Consider the following 19,676-nt stretch of genomic DNA (forward strand, 5'->3'; position numbering starts at 1 on the left):
CCCTGTTCCATGAACTCCACCACCAAAGCCCAAGAATTTACAGAATTTTCTTCCGGGTTACTTTCAGATTATGTAACTGCGATCGCTTGGTCAACTGATGGTAATACCCTAGCTGCAACTTCAGCAGCCGGGGAAGTCATACTCTGGAATGAAGATAATTTAGTAAACTTACAGGCTGGTTATGGGAAATCTGTAGATTGCTTAGCTTTTTCACCTGATGGTAAATTTTTAGCGATCGCAGGACAAGATGGACAGGTAAAAATTTGGCAAGGCGACGAATTAATTGCCACTTTAGATAATGCCCCAGCATGGGTTGATAAACTAGCTTGGAATCATACTAGTAATCAACTAGCTTTTAGTTTGGGGCGTTATGTCCAAGTGTGGGATGCAGATACTAATGATATTGTTGTCACCTTAAACTTTGATAACTCCTCAGTTTTGGGTATTGACTGGCGTAGGGATGGGCAATACTTAGCCATTAGCGGTTATCAAGGAGTGAAGATTTGGCACACCCAAGACTGGGATGATGAACCATATATATTATCCATGCCGACAGTCAGTGTAGCTATGGCATGGTCTCCCGATGGCAGATTTCTCGGTTCTGGGAACATGGATCGTAGCGTCACCGTTTTGGAATGGGGAAACCCCGACCCTTGGGTGATGCGCGGGTTCCCTGGTAAAATTCGTCAATTAGCATGGTCAGAAGCTACCACTCCCTTAGGCGCACCGATTTTAGCATCATCCAGCGTTGAAGGTATTGTAGTTTGGGAAAAGCTAGAAGATGATTCCTTAGGCTGGGAAGCTAGAGTTTTAACTAATCATGTAGAAGTAATAAATGCGATCGCTTTTGCACCCCAAAGCTTTTTACTAGCTTCTGCTGCTGCTGACGGCTGGCTGTGTTTGTGGCACAACGCCCAAGAAGTCAGCCAAATTCTTACAGGTGCATCAGCAGGATTTTCCTGTCTCGCTTGGCACCCACGAGGTCAGTATATTGCCGCAGGTGGCGAACAAGGAGAATTACTAATTTGGTCAAAAGTATCACCAGATTAACCCTTTTTAATCACTCTCGCCAAATAAAAATCTCAAACCCTTATTTTTCAAAAGTTTTACCAATTTAGGTGTAGGTTGGGTAGAACGATAGCGAAACCCAACAAAGCCGCTTTGATTTAACCACAGAAGCACAGAGAACGCAGAGATAAACAGATGCATTCGTAGGGGCGGGGTCTCCCCGCCCTTTACTGTACAATAATCAGTGATACTGGGCACTTATTGAGAAATTTACCAGTCATTAATCTCAGTAATCGCGGTTGAACGTAGTCAATTTATTGGCTATGCTGTATCGCTAGCAGTCTTTATTTGTGAACTATGAAAATACTCAAATTGATTTTACTTGCTTGTCCTGCTTTTGTCGCATCTGTGCTATTCATCACCAATCCCGCATATGCAGTCAGTATAAACTCTGCACCAGATACAGAAATTGTTATGGTAGCATCCGCACAACCAAATCATGAATTAATCGCCCCAAAATTAACATCTGAATCAAATCCCATCATGGATCAACTGGGTTGTAGTTGCGCTACTTGCGTTAAATCTAAATTTCATTTACTTCAAGGTCAATTACCCTTTTAATTGTCATCCAGAGGTCGTAGGGGCGGGTTAAGCGAGATAGTTGTGAATGATTGAATCTATCTATAAACCCGCCCCTACAGGTTGTGAAAAATGTGGGTAAAGTCCTGACTACAATAATTATTTCACCATTGCACCACTTGCTGTTTTAATTCCTCTATATCTAAATAATCACTGACAAAAGCTTTGCGTAATAGTGGGTGAGGAATATATTCATCATATTTGTGTAATTCTGGCGCTTCAGATTCACTTACCAAATACTCAGGAATAATTCTTTCTTCAGCCAAAGCCGCAATTTCCTTACCCAAGTAATCAACTTTATCCTTACCCAATTTAACTGTTAAATAATAAGGACTGCTACCACCAATACTTTTAATTTCTAAAGACTCTCGACAGCAAGAATTGAGCCATCTTTCCAAAGTCCGGAAAGCTAAAGTTCCCATCCAAGGGAAAATACAACATTTACCTTTACCTAAAACAACTATATTTTGTTTATCTAACCCAGCATCTCTAGTTAACTGACGCACTTTGCGCAAACATTGCAAAGCTTTAGGCTGTAAATAGCTATATTCTAAATCTTCTAGTAAAACTTGCCGCATCTTTTGCAAAACTTTCGTGTGAATGATTCCCCCACCACCACGCCAATAAATACTCGCCTTACCCTCTACTTGCTTCACAGAAATCGCCCTTTTCTTAAAGTCAATTTCTGTCACTTCCCATGTTCTTCCAGCTAAGGCGAATAAATTCCCCACAATTGGCGGTTTGACAATACTTCCAATTTCTGTTGCACCTTGCTTAACTACATATTCTTGGCTATCAGCAAAGACAGCATAAAATTGAAACTTTCCTACGATACGTTCCCCAGTCAAGCCAATAATTAATTTACCAGTTTCGGTTTTTTGAATATGGTCAATATCAATTAAATATCTCAGCAATAATCTAAAATCTTCCTGAGAAATTGCTGCAAATGGTGGAAGACTAAAAACTTGTTTTGCTAAAGCCGCAGGTGAAAGTTCTCCCGTTGCTGCTAAAATACTCATTGTCTGCTGATATAGCAAACTAAAAGGATATTTCACAGGCTTAATCGGTTCAATCCAACGTTCTTCTACATAAAGTTGAATAATCGCAATAGATTGCAATAATTGCCAAGGAATTTGTTCTGCTAAAGGTGCGTCTAATCCAGGTTGAGTTTCCGCACAGACAAAGCGCATATCAGCCGCTTCCCCTCTTCTCCCCGTCCGTCCTAATCTTTGTAAAAAACTCGCTACAGAAAGCGGTGATTCTAACTGAATTACCCTTTCTAAATGACCAATATCTATACCTAATTCTAGAGTTAAAGTAGCTGCTGTCACTGCTGGATTATTCGGTTCGCGCATTGCGTTTTCCGCTACTTGGCGCAGACTTGCTGAAATACTACCATGATGTACATGATAAATATCTGGTAATGATTGTTCAGCAGCAATTCTTCTTAAAGACGCAATTACAGATTCCGTTTGCGTGCGGTTATTACCAAATATCAAACATTTGCGCGATTTGCTGAGATTAAATAAATATCTATCATATTGTGTGACCTCAATTTCATCAACTTCATCGTTGAGATAAAAATGTTCCACAGCTAATTTAACTTGGCGTTTTCCCGACTCAATTTTTGGCGTAATTACTGACTTATCCGTTCCCGAACGTAACCAATCTTCCGCCATTGAATAATCACCAAGGGTAGCTGATAAACCAATGCGCCGGGGTTGGGTTTGGGTGATGTTTGCTAACCGCTGCAATTGACAAATGATTTGACATCCGCGTTCTGACCCCATGAAAGCGTGAATTTCATCAATGACAACAAAGCGTAATTCACCAAATAAGCGGATTAAGTCATGATGTTTATTTACTAATAAACTTTCTAAAGATTCTGGCGTAATTTGCAAAACGCCTTTGGGGTTTTTTAATAACTTATTTTTCTGATTTTGAGATACATCACCGTGCCAATGCCATACTGGAATATCTGCGGCTTTGAGTAACCCATTAAGGCGTTCAAATTGATCGTTAATTAAAGCTTTGATGGGGCCGATATATAGCGCACCTATAGTATTAGTAGGATTTTCATACAATCGAGTCACCACAGGTAAAAATGCAGCTTCCGTTTTTCCCGCAGCTGTCGCCGCAGCCACTAGTAAATGAGCATCAGTATCAAAGATAACTTGACAAGCGGCTATTTGTGCTGGGCGTAATTCAGTCCAGTTATGATGATAAATATATTCTTGGATAAAAGGTGCAAGGCGGTAGAAGATATCATTCGTCATAAATTTTGTAGAAGTGGCGTAATTTCAGGATATTGGGGGTTTTAGAGCGATCGCATTCACAGCATTCATTTACCTCACCATAGAGATGGTAAGAAGCGATCGCTGTTTTTAGCTATATTTATGTAGCTTTGAGTTAATTACCTAACTGAGGTGCTTAATTATAATGATCTGCCCAATTAAGCTGTTTTGTCCTGTGAATACAAATACCGCTGAAACCCGATAAATACTTGACTGATAGTTGCAACGCTTCCTAGTTCTGCCACAGCATCACGAACGGTATGATATTTCAACTCCAACAGTTGAAGTCGGCATCAATTACGCGGCTAATTTCTGTAAGTTGTCCAATTATTGGTACAGGTAGGAAAGCACCCAGAGTTTGAAACCTGGCTAGAAAAATGACGAAAAATAATTAGTTAACTGACACTAGGGGTGGGTTGAAAGATATGCCATCGCGAACCAGATTCCCCTTTGAGGAAGGTTTCAACAACGATTCCCGCTAAGGGTGGGTTGAAAGTTGAATTCAAAGTTGTTGTTGTCTGTTTGAATGGGTTTCAACAATCATTCCCGCTAGGGGTGGGTTGAAAGATAGCAAGACATTAACTGACGTTTTGCTTGATGTTTCAACAACCATTCTCGCTAGGAGTGGATTAAGAAGAATATTTGAAGCATTCAATTTTTTTGAGAGGCTTGAAAGGCGCACTTTGTTCGGGAATATCCCAACACTTGTGAGTATATTAGAGATGTGGTTGAGTCAACTCAACCTCTCGCCGACATTAATTTGTTAACGGATGTCTAGAGTAAATCGACGACAAGAATTCGTTAAAGCGACAATTAAATCGTTAATAACGACAATAATTTGTTAACGACGACAGATAATTAGTTAATCGACAGTACAAATCGGGATGACTGGATTCGAACCAGCGGCCCCTTCGTCCCGAACGAAGTGCGCTACCAAGCTGCGCTACATCCCGGCATAATAAGCCCATCATTTAAGTTATAATATCATTAATAGTTATAAATGTATAGTCAAGCTAACTTGAGTTGAGAAAATGCGATCGCCTGCCATCAGGATTGCCAATTCACCTTAATTCCTAGCTCCTGAGACCTAGGCAATTCGTCACCGCCATATACTCATACTGGATTTGTTCAAAAATCAAAATCCAAACTCGCCCAACCTTGCTAACATAACTCTGTATATATATAGTAGTGAAAACGGATTGTGGCTGTAAAACCAGACTGGTTGCGGGTGAAAGCGCCTCAGTGGGAGCGCGTCGGTAACGTTAAAGAAATTTTGCGGGATTTAGCGCTCAATACGGTTTGTGAGGAAGCGTCCTGTCCGAATATTGGTGAATGTTTTCAAGCTGGAACCGCTACGTTTTTGATTATGGGGCCAGCTTGTACCCGTGCCTGTCCCTACTGCGATATAGATTTTGAGAAAAAGCCCAAGCCTTTAGACCCCACAGAACCGGAACGATTGGCAGAAGCTGTTCGTCGTCTGAAACTAAATCATGTGGTGATTACCTCTGTAAACCGCGATGATTTACCAGATGGTGGTGCGTCTCAGTTTGTGGATTGTATCGCCGCAGTTCGTGCTGTCTCACCGCATACGACAATTGAGGTGTTAATTCCTGATTTGTGCGGCAATTGGAATGCGTTGGAGATCATTGTCCAAGCTGCACCGGAGGTATTAAACCACAACACAGAAACCATCCCCCGTTTATATCGCCGCGTGCGTCCCCAAGGTAACTACGATCGCACAATGGAATTACTCAAGCGATCGCGGCAAATAGCGCCTTGGATCTACACTAAATCTGGGATCATGGTGGGACTCGGTGAAACTGATGCCGAAGTTCGTCAAGTTATGCAAGACTTACGTGCTGTAGATTGTGATATCTTGACCATTGGGCAATACCTCCAACCTAGCCAAAAACACTTGAAAGTTGATAACTTTATCACCCCAGAACAATTTGCTGCTTGGCAAGCCTACGGCGAAGAACTGGGATTTCTGCAAGTAGTTTCTTCCCCCTTAACCAGAAGTTCCTATCACGCAGAACAAGTGCGCCAACTCATGGAACTTTACCCCCGGAGTCGCGGATAAAGAAAATGAGCAAGGGAGACAGATTAACCATTGAGCCTTGACAACTGACAACTGACAACTGACTAACCAATGACTATTGACAAAACCGTAGCAATTTTAGGCGCAGGTGCTTGGGGTCAAGCACTAGCAAATTTGGCTGCGGCGAATGGTCATCAGGTGCGTCTATGGTCGCGGTGGGGAACCCTAAGTTTAGCAGCAGTGCTACAAGATGCTGATATCATCTTATCTGCGATCTCCATGAAAGGTGTCAGAGAAGTGGTGATGCAAGTCCAGTCTTTCCCCATTTCTCCCGATGCAATTTTTGTGACGGCGACGAAAGGTTTAGAGCCAGAAACAACCTGTACGCCGTCGCAAATTTGGCAAACAGCTTTCCCTCATCATCCAGTAGTTGTCCTTTCGGGGCCGAATTTATCGAAAGAAATTGAAATGGAATTACCTGCTGCAACAGTTGTAGCTAGTACTATTGCTACGGCGGCGGAAACTGTGCAGCTGGTGTTTTCTTCTAATCGTTTTCGCGTATATACCAATCCCGATCCTGTGGGAGTGGAATTAGGGGGAACACTGAAAAATGTAATTGCGATCGCAGCTGGTGTCTGCGACGGTTTACAACTAGGAACCAATGCTAAAGCAGGCTTAGTTACCCGTGGACTTACAGAAATGGTACGCATCGGTACATTCTGGGGTGCAAAGCCAGAAACATTCTATGGTTTATCCGGTTTAGGAGATTTACTAGCCACCTGTAATAGTTCTTTAAGCCGCAATTATCAAGTTGGTTATCAGTTAGCAGTTGGCAAAACATTAACAGAAATTCTTACTCACCTACAAGGAACTGCTGAAGGTGTCAATACTTGTCTCGTATTGATCCAAAGAGCTAGACAGCAAAATATTCCTGTTCCCATTACCGAGCAAGTTTACCGTTTACTTCAAGGTGAACTCACACCCCAACAAGCTCTTGATGAATTGATGCTGCGAGACATGAAGCCCGAGTATCACTAAAAACTGTTGACGGTTGTACGGGCGGGTTCACAAATATCCTCACTGATTCATGAAGATCTCCCATAAACCCGCCCCTACTGACTGTTGACTGCGATCACTGAGTTTGTCGAAGTGTTGACTGCAATTAACTGCGAAGTCGAGATATAACTCCTACTCGGTCAAGCTATTGTCGTCTTCACAACTGACAACTGACAACTAACAACTAACAACTGACAACCAATATTTGTATTTTCGAGGATGTGTACATTTGGGTGCTAGTGCCAATTTAGCGCTATTTCCCAGTACTTTATCCCTAGTTGCAAATCCTTAATCTCTTGGAAAATTCAGCATCTAAGACCAATAGCGAGAATATGCAACGTCATACCTTGGTATTAGCACTTCAGCGTTACTACTAGCGCACTGACCAAGACAATTACTTTCCCCACTTACCAAATATTCCCTAGAGAAAAATTAGCAAATTGTCAGGATAGCACTTCTATCCCCGTGTAGATATGACTATACCGATCATGAACATGATTTTTACTGAAATATGTTTATACCACGTTACATTTGTAACAGTCAAGTCCCATCAAAATTGAAATGTTGAACAGCTGTTTCAAAGCTTAAAGGTTAGCTGTAGAAGTGAATAGCTATTGGTTCAATGAAAGAGCTACAGCAGCCGACTATTTCCGTAGTCATGTTTAAAAAATTACCATTCCAGTTTTTTTTAAGATTTTTTTAAAAAAAACCGTAATGTCACCCTCAACCGTGTTAGTTCACCCTGAATCACGGGAACAATAGCAACAGTTAATTAGCTGACCGTAATTTTTAGCTGACCGTAATCTATTGTTACCTGGAGCCATTGAGACGATCTATGCCAGCAACATCTTTTTACGCAGATGCCCCCTACAACACCCCAAAATCCCAGCAAATCTTGGATCGAGAACTCACGGTTGACGACAATGAGTTAGCTGTAGATGATTTGCAGGATTTAGAATTGGCTTCTGTCGATACCGCTCATTTCGCTGCTAACACCAACCGTAGAAGTACAGATTTAGTACGCTTATATCTTCAGGAAATTGGTCGGGTTCGGTTGTTAGGCCGAGACGAAGAAGTTTCAGAAGCGCAAAAAGTCCAGCGCTACTTGCGGATGCGGATAGTGCTTGCTAATGCTGCTAAGCAAGGAGATGCAGTAATTGAGCCTTATTTGCGCTTAATTGAAGTTCAGGAACGTTTAGCATCAGAATTAGGACATCGCCCTTCTTTGGAAAGATGGGCTAATACAGCAGGTGTGAATGTTTCTGATTTGAAGCCAATTTTGTCAGAAGGTAAGCGTCGTTGGGCAGAAATTGCCAAAATGACTGTGGAAGAACTGGAGCAAATTCAATCCCAAGGACTCCAGTCTAAAGAACACATGATCAAAGCCAATCTGCGCTTGGTTGTGTCTGTTGCTAAGAAGTATCAAAATCGCGGCTTGGAATTGTTGGATCTAGTCCAAGAAGGCACATTAGGCTTAGAGCGAGCTGTCGAGAAATTTGACCCAACTAAGGGTTATCGCTTTAGTACCTATGCTTACTGGTGGATTCGTCAAGGTATTACCAGAGCGATCGCTACTTCTAGCCGAACAATTCGCCTTCCTGTTCATATTACTGAAAAACTGAACAAAATCAAAAAAGCCCAACGCAAAATTGCCCAAGAAAAAGGTCGTACTCCCACATTAGAAGACTTGGCAGTGGAGTTAGAAATGACCCCAACTCAAGTCAGAGAAGTTTTGTTACGGGTTCCTCGCTCCGTTTCTTTGGAAACTAAAGTTGGTAAAGATAAAGACACAGAATTAGGCGAATTACTCGAAACTGATAGTGTTACTCCTGAAGAATTGTTAATGCGAGAATCTTTACAAAGAGACTTGCAACATCTGTTGTCCGATTTGACTAGCCGCGAACGTGATGTCATTCTCATGCGGTTTGGTTTGGCAGATGGTCATCCTTACTCTTTAGCGGAAATTGGTCGCGCTTTAGATTTATCTCGCGAACGAGTACGGCAAATTGAATCTAAGGCTTTACAAAAACTGCGCCAACCCAAACGACGTAATTTGATCCGCGACTACTTGGAGTCTCTTAGCTAGTAGTCTATGTCATTAATGCTGATGAACAATTAGGTTCGTAGTCAGGACTTTAGTCCTGTTCCTGGATTGTTAACCACGCTTTATGCTGATTTTCTGGTCAATGCGGCTTTGTGACTAACAAAGAGCCGCTGTGTTGGACAGGTTTTCTAGCCCAAAGCCAGTGGCGTGGAAACCCCAAGAATTTGCTAACTCACTACGAACTCATCAGTCATCGAGTTGCTAGATCCCCGTTGCCAAAATCTCACTTTAGTTAGTTTATGGCAAATTATTTTCACTTAGGTAGACGAGAATTGTGCAGGCTCTACCGTCAAGATGCTTTGCTAGCGGGGATCATCTATATATTCCAGATTTTTCCGAATTTTATGATTATTCTTCAGGCTTTAATAATTATTCGCAATAAGCAACAGTTGTTGCAAATTCCTCAAAATATTTGCTATATTCTCAACTAATAGGCTTTGTTGAGAAAAATTAGTATGACTGTTTACACATCTACTTCACTCAAAGCAGAGTTAAACGATCGCGGTTGGCGTTTAACTCCCCAACGAGAAACAATTCTACACATTTTTCAAGAGCTTCCGCAAGGCGAACACCTCAGTGCCGAAGATCTTTACCATCGGCTAGAGACTGACGGTGAAGGAATAAGTCTGTCAACTATTTACCGGACTTTAAAGTTGATGGCCAGAATGGGGATTTTGCGGGAATTAGAACTGGGAGAAGGTCATAAGCATTACGAACTTAATCAACCTTACCCCCATCACCACCATCACCTCATCTGTGTCAGATGTAACAGTACCATTGAGTTTAAAAATGACTCTATTCTCAAAATTGGTGCGAAAACTGCTCAAAAAGAAGGTTTCCATCTTCTTGATTGTCAGCTAACTATCCATGCTGTCTGTCCCAAGTGCCAAAGAGCACTAATGCCTTTGTAAAACTGAGGTGAGATAACAAACGATTCGTCTCAAACTAACACAAGATGGCTTTTGAGCAGTTGATTGTTCACTGTTATCGGAGGTAGCAAATAGTTGGGGATATTTGCATCAATGTTTGTGCGGATGCTAAAAGCGTCCGCTCCTAACATCCTTGAGACTGATCCCGTAAAATTCTTGAGCTTGCTTAATGGCTTTTTTGGTATCTTCAGCCATTACACCGTTGAGTTCACCTTTGTAAAAACCTTTTTCTTGTAGTCGCCGTTGAATTTCTAAAACACTAAACTCACTCTTAGAAGTATTAGTCACTGAGTTATGTAACTTAGCTCTGGTAGTCGGGCCGGCCACGCCACTGGCGGCTAAATAATTAGCCGCTTGAAATCGGCGCACAGCATCTGCGGTATTAGGGCCGTAATAGCCATTGGGTTCTCCCTGTAAGTATCCTGCTTTAATCAAATGTGCTTGCAGAACTCGAACTGCTTCGCCGCGATCGCCCATACGCAGATTATCGCGCTCGACCACAGCTTTGGGAGTATCATTAACACCACCCACACCTACTGGTGGTAGTCTTCTCAGGGTTGCGGGGCCGACAATCCCATCAGCATCTAAGTTATAAGCTTGTTGGAATCGCTTGACTGCTTCTTCGGTAATGGGGCCAAATAACCCTGTGGCGTTACCGTAGTAAAATCCCGCAACACGCAACCGTTCTTGCAGAACTCTTACACTTTCACCTTCATCACCTCGAGACAGGTAATTTGCATTGCTACGCTTACTAGTTGATGCTGTAGCTATAGCAGTTCTCTTTGCTGTTGTACTTCTAGTAGCGGGCTTGGTAGTTTGTGTTCTAACCACAGTCGGCTTAGGCGCTTGGTTAGTATTTCTTCTTGGCTGTGTAGTTGTTGCATTTACAGCACGAGGACGCCAGGTTTGTAATTTTTGCAGCGTGCTGGTTCCCACAACACCATTTACTGGTAAACCTGCTGCTTTTTGAAACCGCCGCACAGCATCTTCTGTTGGGAAGTCGTAAATTTGAGTTATGGGAGCTTGATAAAAGCCTACTGTTTTCAACTGTTGTTGGAGATTCCTGACAGAAGGGCCTTGATCGCCTCGTTCAAGTGCCATAACGCTACTAACAGCACTGAGAATAGATAAACTTAAGGCTAGAGGTAACATATACCTCCAAGCCTTACCAGACAGTCGTTTCCAGTCTAGTGTTGCTGCTGTGTTCAACAGGGCGCTCAGGGAAACCAATTCGCTGGGTTCGCTGTCTTCGTAAGCAAAAGCTGAATGGAAATACGCTAGGTTGTCCATATTATAAGTTCCTACACCACTTATTTTTCTTCTATCGCTGCTTCAGCTTGATGTACAAGGTTGCGCAAAGTTTCTAATGTTTGTATATTTACATCCTGCCATAAACCGCGCTGATATGATTCTAATAATCTCTCAGCAATATCACGCAATGCCCAAGGATTTTTTTTGTAAATAAACTCTGACACAATCGGATCGAGTAAATACGCTTGTAATATGCCCTGATACATATAGTCTTCCACACATTGAGTTGTGGCATCATAGGCAAACAAAAAATCCATTGTCGCCGCCATTTCAAAGGCTCCTTTATAGCCATGACGCATCATACCGTCAATCCATTTGGGATTAATTACACGAGAGCGATATACTCTAGCAATTTCTTCTTTGAGCAGGCGGACTCGTGGTTGAGCCGTAATCGAATTATCGCCAAAATAAGTTTGGGGATTCTTTCCTTGAAGCGATCGCACTGCGGCTGTTAAACCCCCCTGAAATTGGTAATAATCATCAGAATCGAGCAAGTCATGTTCGCGGTTATCTTGGTTGTGTAAGACAACTTGTGTTTGCATTAAGCGTTGCTTGAAGGCTTCCGGCGCAGCAATGGGATCTGCGGTTTGACTACGTTCACCGACCGAATAAGCGTAAGAACTCCAGTTAATATAAGCGCGTGCTAAATCGTTGTCATCTGTCCAATTTTGCGATTCAATTAAGCCTTGTAATCCTGCACCGTAAGCACCTGGTTTAGAACCAAAAATTCGATAACGCGATCGCAAAAATGCTTCCTCTGAAGTTAAACCTTGCTCTGTCCAAAAATCAGTATCTTGGCGAACTTGATGAGCGAGGGGGTTTTCCTCTGGTGCTTCATTTAATGCGACTACTGCTTGTACGGCTGAGTCAAATAAATCAATCAAATTCGGAAAAGCATCTCGGAAAAATCCCGAAATTCTTAAGGTGACATCTACACGCGGTCTGCCTAAAACTGACAGTGGTAAAATTTCAAAATCGACTACGCGCCTAGCTGCGCCATCCCAGACAGGTTGTACGCCTAATAATGCTAAAGCTTCGGCAATATCATCGCCTCCTGTGCGCATGGTAGAAGTACCCCATACAGATAAAGCTAGTGTTTTGGGATACTCCCCATTATCTTGGGTGTAACGCTCAATTAGAGTTTCGGCGGCTCTCCTGCCTATATCCCAGGCTATTTCGGTGGGTAAGGCACGAATATCGACTGAGTAAAAGTTTTTACCTGTGGGTAAGACTTCCGGGCGTCCGCGTGTAGGTGCGCCAGATGCAGCGCTTTGCACATATTTACCATCGAGTCCCCGTAGCAAGTTGCTAATTTCTTGCTGTGTTTGTTGCAAAGCTGGGAAGAGTTTGACGGATATCCAGTTGAGAACGTTGTTGAGTTCTGAGTTATTAGTGGTGGGTATTGAGGGATTATTTATGAGTTGTTCGACTAAAAAAGCAGCTTGTTCTTCTAAAACTTCTACAACATCGCCAAGAGTGTAACATTTTTTGCCATTGACTATTGACCATTGACTATTGACCATTGACAAATCTGCTGTCAGAGGATCGAAATCTAAACCCCAATCTTGAGCTAAGGCGCGAGTGATACCAATGGAATAACGATTAGGAATGCGCGCGATCGCTACTATTAAATCGCGTAACTGTCGCCCTTGGGGACATTGCCCAAAAATGTGCAATCCGTCGCGAATTTGCGCTTCTTTGAGTTCGCACAGATAACCATTGATGGTGTTTAAAATTAAATTTTCTAAATTTAAGATATCTTGCTCATTGTTAATTCCTAAATCTTGATGTAAATTTTCTTCAAGCATCAGTTCGCGGATGCGATCGCGAATCATGGGTAATCGCACCGGATCTAAACTTTCCGCTTCGTAATATTCATCAATTAAATTCTCTAATTTTTGCAGCGAACCATAAAGTTCTGCACGGGTCATTGGTGGTGTTAAATGGTCAATAATCACCGCTTGCGATCGCCGTTTTGCTTGGGAACCTTCCCCCGGATCGTTAACAATAAACGGGTATAAATGAGGCATTGCGCCTAAAGCAACTTCTGGATAGCAATTACTGGATAAAGCGAGACTTTTACCGGGAAGCCATTCAAGATTGCCATGTTTTCCCACATGCACCACAGCATCCGCCGCAAAAGATTCCCGTACCCAATAATAAAAAGCTAGATAAGCGTGGGTAGGTTCCAAATCTGGTGCATGATAACTCAAACTCGGATCGAGATCGTAACCTCGTGCTGGCTGAATGCCTACAAAGATGTTACCAAGTTGGATGCCGGGAATTGGGAATTGGGCATGGGGCAGAGACGCGATAACCCTTGTCTGTACAAGTTGTCCCCCTTCCCCCCAGCGTTGAGAAATGCCTTGTTGTATTGGCTCTGGTAATGTAGCAAAATAATTTTGATACTCTTCTGTACCAAGACTTTGAGCAATTGGACGCCAATCTTTACCTTCTGGATCGTTGGTGACGCCAGAGGTGAGACTTTGAATTAATTCATCGCTATCAGCAGGTAAATTTTCAACATGATAGCCAGCTAACTGCAAGGCTTGGAGAATTTCGATACAACTAGCCGGAGTATCTAAGCCGACACCATTAGCAAGGCGTCCGTCACGGTTGGGGTAATTGGCGATAATTAGAGCAATGCGGCGTTCTTGGGGTGGTTTGCAACGGAGACGTACCCAATTAGCGGCGAGTTGACAGACAAATTCAATGCGATCGCTTACTGGTTCATAAACTACCACATCTGTTTCTAAATCTTGATTTCGCGTTTGTATAGTTTTAAAAGAGACAGCACGGCTAATTATCCGCCCATCTACTTCCGGTAGCGCCACATTCATGGCAATATCGCGGGGAGAAAGTCCTGATAACTGTGATTTCCACTGCTCAATCGATCCGCCACTGAGAATAACTTGTAACACTGGTACATCTAATTTCTCCCATAATTCAATCTGGGGAGTTTCTGTCTCCAAGCGCGCTAGAGAGAAACTAGTGGTATTTAGTAGTAGGGCAATTTGTTGTGAGTCTTTGGGCTGGAAAAACTCGCTTAACTCAACTTGAATATCCCGTTCGCGCAATGAAGATACAAAAACTGGTACAGGTTGTAAATTTTTCTGTACTAATGCTTCACATAAAGCATCAATTACTTTGGTATTTCCTGCCAAATAATGCGCGCGATAGAAGAGAATGCCGACTTTGGGCATGGGGCATTGGGCATTGGGTATTGGGCATGGGGCATTGGGCATTGAGCATTGGGTATTGCTATTCTCTCCTTGTCTCCCTTGTCCCCCTTCCCTTTGTCCCCTCGTCCATTCATACAACCCAATACGGGGGACTAACTGTGGTGCGGAAGGATGAAATGAAGTTGATAAACAATTATCAGCAATAAACTTGAGAGCATTGACAAAATTATCTACACCACCTTGGTTAAAGTATTGCCATACTTGGTTAACAATATCTAAAGGCACGTTAGACTGAGAAATTAACAGGGGATCAAAAGCATCGTCTCCTGGCATTACAATGAGGGTGATATTATTACGTTGAACAATTTCTTGTACTACTTCTAAGCCGTAAGCCCAATAGGCACGTCCTCCTAATAGGCGTAAAATTATCACCTGGGTAAGTTCCAAAACTTGCTCACCGTAAGTGTCTATACTAATTTGTTGCTGTAACTGCAATAAGTTGGCGACTCTTAAAGCAGGGAATGTTGCAGGTAGTTTAGGAACCGCAGCTGCCAGAGTTTGAATGTCGGTATCAGCAGCCGTAATAAATACAAAGGGAGCTGGAGTTTGTTCTATAAAAATCAAGTCTTCTGACTGATTCCAACCTCCGGGTGTGGCACTTATACGATGCATAATTCTCTATTACCGTCTTTAACTGTTGATTACAATACAAGAAAACCTTTTAGCCCAGCCGCCAGCCCCTCACTAAACCCTTCAACATGCCTAGTTCTCCTGATTTGAGCTTCTCCCAAACCTTACCCTCAGATACATTTAACCAGCTTGGGGAATTGTTACAGCAGATGGCTCAAGCAATGGAAAGCGCAGCTTTGTTGGTGACAGAAGCTGTGTTAGCTAGGGTGCGCGTACCTGCTGATTGGCAGGAACAACGGTTTACATTACTCGTTTCTGAGCAGTTTAGTGCGCTTTTGGTGGGGTATGACGTTCAGACAGACAAAGCGATTAACTCCTCAAGATTAATTTCGACAATGGGGGAAAATCCTACTGAGGGTTTACCCAACTCTGAAAAATCTGAGCAGATGGCTTCTACATGGAACTCTAGAAGCGGCTACAATCATCAGGACGCAGCAGAATTAACTACTAGCTTGACATTTAATTCCGAGGCGATCGCAGCTTTTTTGACGAAATTGCGAGATTTATTTGCAGCAGATTCCCATACTTACCAAAATCTGGAACGCTACAGTCAAATTCCGCCTATTAATAATAGTACGCTCCAGAGTCAATTTAGCCTGTTGCTGTTAGAATCTCTCGTGCCACAAATAAATCAGGTGGTAGAGGTAGCAACGACTCCCGATTATTCAAGTCTTTTAATCTGTCAGCCTGTAGAAGATGCTCTAAAAAAACAGATTTCCCAAGAACGGCTGTTAAATCAGGTGACTAACCAAATTCGCCGCAGCTTGGATTTATCAGTGATCATGGCAACAGCTGTTACCCAAGTGCGGGAATTTCTGGAATTAGACAGATTAGTAATTTATAAATTTGACGATTCGCGAAGTACAAGTTTACAAAATCCATTTGATAATACTGCCTTAAATGGCGCGAATGTGGGCACAAAGTTTGTTACTGAATGCGCAGATCCACCAAATTCACTAAATGGGCAATACTCACCCCCAAACTCAGTCAGCCCCCAACCCTCATCACAATATTACCAAGCGCATGGGGGTTGTATTGTTTATGAAGTCAGAGCCACAGATGCAATTCCCTCAGTGTTGAATTATAGGGAAGAAATGTGCTTTTTGCGCAATTCCCGTTGTTGGGAGAAGTATCGTCAAGGCTTTACTTTGGCGGTGGATGATGTAGAAAAAACTTATGCTTTAGAAGAGTGTTTATTAACTTTTTTAAGGGAAGTTAAGGTAAGAGCTAAGTTAGCTGCCCCAATTATGTTTGAAGAAAAACTTTGGGGGTTGCTGATTGCTCATCAATGTTATAGTCCCAGGGAATGGACGGAAAGTGAAACAAAGTTATTAACTTCCATTGCTGAACAATTAGCGATCGCTATTCATCAATCAGAATTAATGCGATCGCTGACTCAAGAAAAACATACTTTAGAACAGCGCGTAGTTGAGCGTACCGTCGCCCTAAGAGATGCTTTACTCGCCGCCGAAGCCGCTAGTCGTCTCAGAAATGAATTTCTCGCCACTATTAGCCATGAATTACTCACGCCTTTAACTTATGTAATTGGTATGTCCTCAACGCTGTTACGCTGGCCGATAGGCGAATTGAGCCAACGTCAACGGGATTATTTACAAACCATCCATGACAGTGGCGAACATTTATTAGAAATGATCAATGACATCCTCGATTTATCACAAATTGAGGCAGGGAAAACAGTTTTAAATATTACAGAATTTTCCTTAAAAGATATTGCAGAAACTACCCTCAAGGGGTTGGAAGAGAAAGCTGCAATTGAACAGCTGCATTTAACGCTAGATTTACAAATCGATCCCAGACGCGATCGCTTCACCGCCGATCCTACCAGAATCGAGCAAATTATCTGCAATTTATTGACGAATGCCATTAAATTTACCCCTAAAGGTGGCAACGTCACCCTGCGGCTTTGGGTAGAAGAAGATACCGCTATTTTTCAAGTAGAAGATACAGGTATAGGCATTCCTGAAGAACAATTGCCACTACTATTTGAAAAATTTCAGCAACTCGATACCCCCTATCGTCGCCGCTATGAAGGCACAGGATTAGGTTTAGCTTTAACCAAACAACTTGTAGAACTGCATCGCGGGCGAATCGAAGTAGAATCCACCGTAGGCATCGGTTCAATTTTTACCGTGTGGATACCCGCACAGCCGATTAAGGTTTTGAAGCCTTGAGGATGACGGAAGGAGGCAGGGGACAGGGAGCAGGGGGACAAGGAGGACAAGGAATTTTAGATTTTAGATTTTAGATTTTGGATTCTAATCTAAATTTAAAATCCAAAATCCAAAATCCAAAATTGAATTGCCCAATGCCCAATGCCCAATGCCCAAAAGGATTAATCGTTTCCTGTCAAGCCCCTGTTGATTCCCCATTGCATCAACCGTTAGTTATTGCGGCAATGGCACAAGCTGCTGTAAATAATGGCGCTGTCGGTGTACGCATAGATACACCAAGTCACATTAGCGTTGTGCGTGCAGCTGTGCAAGCACCGATTATTGGGCTATGGAAGCAAGTTATCGCTGGCTATGATGTGTATATTACGCCACAGTTTCACCATGCTGTAGCTGTGGCAGAAGCTGGCGCTGATATTATTGCTATTGATGCCACAATCAGAAGCCGCCCTGGTGGCGAACAACTAGCGGCAATAATTTCCCGAATTCATCAGGAATTAAATAAGCCAGTTATGGCAGATGTCGATACAATTGAGGCGGCAAAAGCAGCAGCAGATGCTGGAGCAGATATTGTGGGAACTACTCTTTTTGGTTACACAGCTACAACCAAACATTTGACGCCTCCTGGTTGGGAACTCCTGAGCCAGATGGTAGAACAGCTAAATATTCCCGTGATTTGTGAAGGTGGTATCGCTTCACCCCAAATGGCTCGTCAAGCCTTAGATTTAGGGGCTGATGCTGTTGTTGTTGGCACTGCTATTACTGGGATTGATATTCAAGTCAGAGCCTATCAATCAGCGCTGAATTTGGAAGAATTATGAAAATACTTGTACTAAATGCCGGATCTAGTAGTCAAAAAAGTTGTCTATATGACATTACTGATGAAACTTTACCCAAGGAAGCACCTCAACCACTCTGGGAAGGCAAAGTTAACTGGACACAAGACCGAGGAGTCGCAGAAATTCAGGTAAAAACTGCTACGGGCGAAACGTTGCAAGAATCAATTTATGCAGATTCTCGCCAGGCCCATGTTGCCTACATGCTTTATTCTCTGACTCGTGGTGCAACTAAGGTAATTGGTCAACTTTCAGAAATTGATGTTGTTGGTCATCGTGTAGTACATGGGGGGCAAGATTACCGTAATAGTACATTAATTACGGAAGATGTGAAAAATGCGATCGCTCAATTAGCTACCCTAGCCCCAGCCCACAATCCCGCCGCCGTGGAAGGCATAGAAGCCATAGAAAAAAACTTAGGCGCAGTTAAACAAGTGGCAGTATTTGATACCGGATTTCATGCCACAATACCTGATGCCGCAGCTATCTATCCCGGCCCCTATGAGTGGGTAGAACAAGGTATTCGTCGCTATGGGTTTCATGGTATTAGCCACCAATACTGCGCTCAAAGGGCGGCTGACATCTTGGGTAAAGATTTAGCATCCCTGCGATTAATCAATTGTCATTTAGGTAACGGCTGTTCTTTAGCTGCAATTAAAGATGGTCGTAGTATTGACACCACAATGGGCTTCACACCCTTAGATGGGCTGATGATGGGTAGTCGTTCCGGTTCCATCGATCCGGGGATACTCATTCACCTGCTACGACAATCTAATTGCTCTGCCGAAAGCTTAGATTATGTTTTAAATAAAGCTTCTGGTTTACGTGGTATTTCTGGGGTATCCAGCGATTTACGGGAAGTTATAACTGCGATCGCTCAAGGTAACTACCGCGCCCAACTCGCTTGGGATATTTACGTACATCGCTTGTGTTCTGGCATTGGTTCCATGTTACCTGGTTTAGGGGGATTAGATGTTTTAGTCTTCACCGCCGGTGTCGGTGAAAAGTCCCCCGGAATTCGTCAAGCTGTATCCGACGCTTTGGGATTTTTAGGTGTAAAAATCGACCCAGAAAAAAATCAAAACGACCCTGTAGATATTGATATTGCTACCCCAGAATCAAAAGTACGAGTATTAGTCATCCATACTCAAGAAGATTGGGCGATCGCGCAACAATGTTGGCAAATTTTGCATAATTCGTAATTCAAGACTAGCTTTAAAATGGGCATGGGGCATAGGACATTGGGCAATTCAATTTTGGATTTTGGATTTTGGATTTTAGATTTAGATTAGAATCCAAAATCTAAAATCTAAAATCTAAAATTCCTTGTCCTCCTTGTCCTTCTTTCATGCATGGTAATGAAAATTTTTTCATCAAGACTGCCTTTTGCCTTCTGTGAT

At 42.7% G+C, this 19,676-nt stretch carries 13 protein-coding genes and 1 tRNA gene; 10 read left to right on the top strand and 4 right to left on the bottom strand.

Going from position 1 to position 19,676, the window contains the following annotated elements; translation table 11 throughout:
- Positions 1–9: 9 nt before the first annotated feature.
- Both H6G41_RS06975 and H6G41_RS06980 read left to right on the top strand, forming a co-directional pair.
- Positions 10–1,050, top strand: a complete 1,041-nt coding sequence (locus H6G41_RS06975) for a WD40 repeat domain-containing protein (RefSeq protein ID WP_190745104.1) — start codon at positions 10–12, stop codon at positions 1,048–1,050.
- A gap of 315 nt (positions 1,051–1,365) precedes the next feature.
- On the top strand, positions 1,366–1,629 hold the full coding sequence (locus H6G41_RS06980; RefSeq protein WP_190744890.1) for a hypothetical protein: 264 nt from the start codon (positions 1,366–1,368) through the stop codon (positions 1,627–1,629).
- A 122-nt stretch (positions 1,630–1,751) separates the two neighbouring features.
- Here the strand turns inward: H6G41_RS06980 and H6G41_RS06985 are convergent, their stop codons facing one another.
- Positions 1,752–3,923: a DEAD/DEAH box helicase gene (locus H6G41_RS06985; RefSeq protein ID WP_190744892.1), complete on the bottom strand. Its 2,172-nt coding sequence runs from the start codon at positions 3,921–3,923 to the stop codon at positions 1,752–1,754.
- An 897-nt stretch (positions 3,924–4,820) separates the two neighbouring features.
- A tRNA-Pro gene (locus H6G41_RS06990) sits at positions 4,821–4,894 on the bottom strand.
- Positions 4,895–5,142: 248 nt separating this feature from the next.
- On the opposite strand from H6G41_RS06990, the gene lipA reads away from it, so the two are divergent.
- From lipA to H6G41_RS07015, 5 genes are all read left to right on the top strand, one after another.
- On the top strand, positions 5,143–6,021 hold the full coding sequence (gene lipA, locus H6G41_RS06995; protein ID WP_190744894.1) for a lipoyl synthase: 879 nt from the start codon (positions 5,143–5,145) through the stop codon (positions 6,019–6,021).
- A gap of 69 nt (positions 6,022–6,090) precedes the next feature.
- Positions 6,091–7,017, top strand: coding sequence for an NAD(P)H-dependent glycerol-3-phosphate dehydrogenase (locus tag H6G41_RS07000; RefSeq protein ID WP_190744896.1), 927 nt, complete (start codon positions 6,091–6,093; stop codon positions 7,015–7,017).
- 853 nt (positions 7,018–7,870) lie between these two features.
- Positions 7,871–9,121 (top strand): RNA polymerase sigma factor SigC, encoded by a 1,251-nt coding sequence (gene sigC, locus H6G41_RS07005; protein WP_190744898.1) that lies wholly within the window; start codon positions 7,871–7,873, stop codon positions 9,119–9,121.
- A 257-nt stretch (positions 9,122–9,378) separates the two neighbouring features.
- Positions 9,379–9,570 (top strand): hypothetical protein, encoded by a 192-nt coding sequence (locus H6G41_RS07010; RefSeq protein ID WP_190744901.1) that lies wholly within the window; start codon positions 9,379–9,381, stop codon positions 9,568–9,570.
- Between the two features lie 24 nt (positions 9,571–9,594).
- Positions 9,595–10,050, top strand: a complete 456-nt coding sequence (locus H6G41_RS07015) for a Fur family transcriptional regulator (protein WP_086687924.1) — start codon at positions 9,595–9,597, stop codon at positions 10,048–10,050.
- Positions 10,051–10,176: 126 nt separating this feature from the next.
- Here the strand turns inward: H6G41_RS07015 and H6G41_RS07020 are convergent, their stop codons facing one another.
- Both H6G41_RS07020 and cobN read right to left on the bottom strand, forming a co-directional pair.
- Positions 10,177–11,358 (bottom strand): peptidoglycan-binding protein, encoded by a 1,182-nt coding sequence (locus H6G41_RS07020; RefSeq protein WP_190744903.1) that lies wholly within the window; start codon positions 11,356–11,358, stop codon positions 10,177–10,179.
- Between the two features lie 20 nt (positions 11,359–11,378).
- On the bottom strand, positions 11,379–15,233 hold the full coding sequence (gene cobN, locus H6G41_RS07025; protein ID WP_190744905.1) for a cobaltochelatase subunit CobN: 3,855 nt from the start codon (positions 15,231–15,233) through the stop codon (positions 11,379–11,381).
- Positions 15,234–15,319: 86 nt separating this feature from the next.
- Between cobN and H6G41_RS07030 the strand changes: the two genes are divergently transcribed.
- From H6G41_RS07030 to H6G41_RS07040, 3 genes are all read left to right on the top strand, one after another.
- The gene (locus H6G41_RS07030) at positions 15,320–17,443 is read left to right on the top strand and encodes a GAF domain-containing sensor histidine kinase (RefSeq protein ID WP_190744907.1); all 2,124 of its coding nucleotides are present in this window, start codon (positions 15,320–15,322) and stop codon (positions 17,441–17,443) included.
- Between the two features lie 134 nt (positions 17,444–17,577).
- A complete protein-coding gene (locus H6G41_RS07035; protein WP_190744909.1) occupies positions 17,578–18,261 on the top strand; it encodes an N-acetylmannosamine-6-phosphate 2-epimerase in 684 nt (227 codons plus the stop codon).
- Positions 18,258–19,478 carry an acetate kinase gene (locus tag H6G41_RS07040; protein WP_190744911.1) on the top strand — a complete coding sequence of 407 codons (1,221 nt, stop codon included), beginning with the start codon at positions 18,258–18,260 and terminating at the stop codon, positions 19,476–19,478. Before H6G41_RS07035 ends, H6G41_RS07040 begins: the two co-directional genes overlap by 4 nt.
- The last annotated feature ends 198 nt before the right edge of the window (positions 19,479–19,676 follow it).

Origin of the sequence: Tolypothrix sp. FACHB-123, from assembly GCF_014697075.1 — a bacterium.
Classification (GTDB): domain Bacteria; phylum Cyanobacteriota; class Cyanobacteriia; order Cyanobacteriales; family Nostocaceae; genus Aulosira.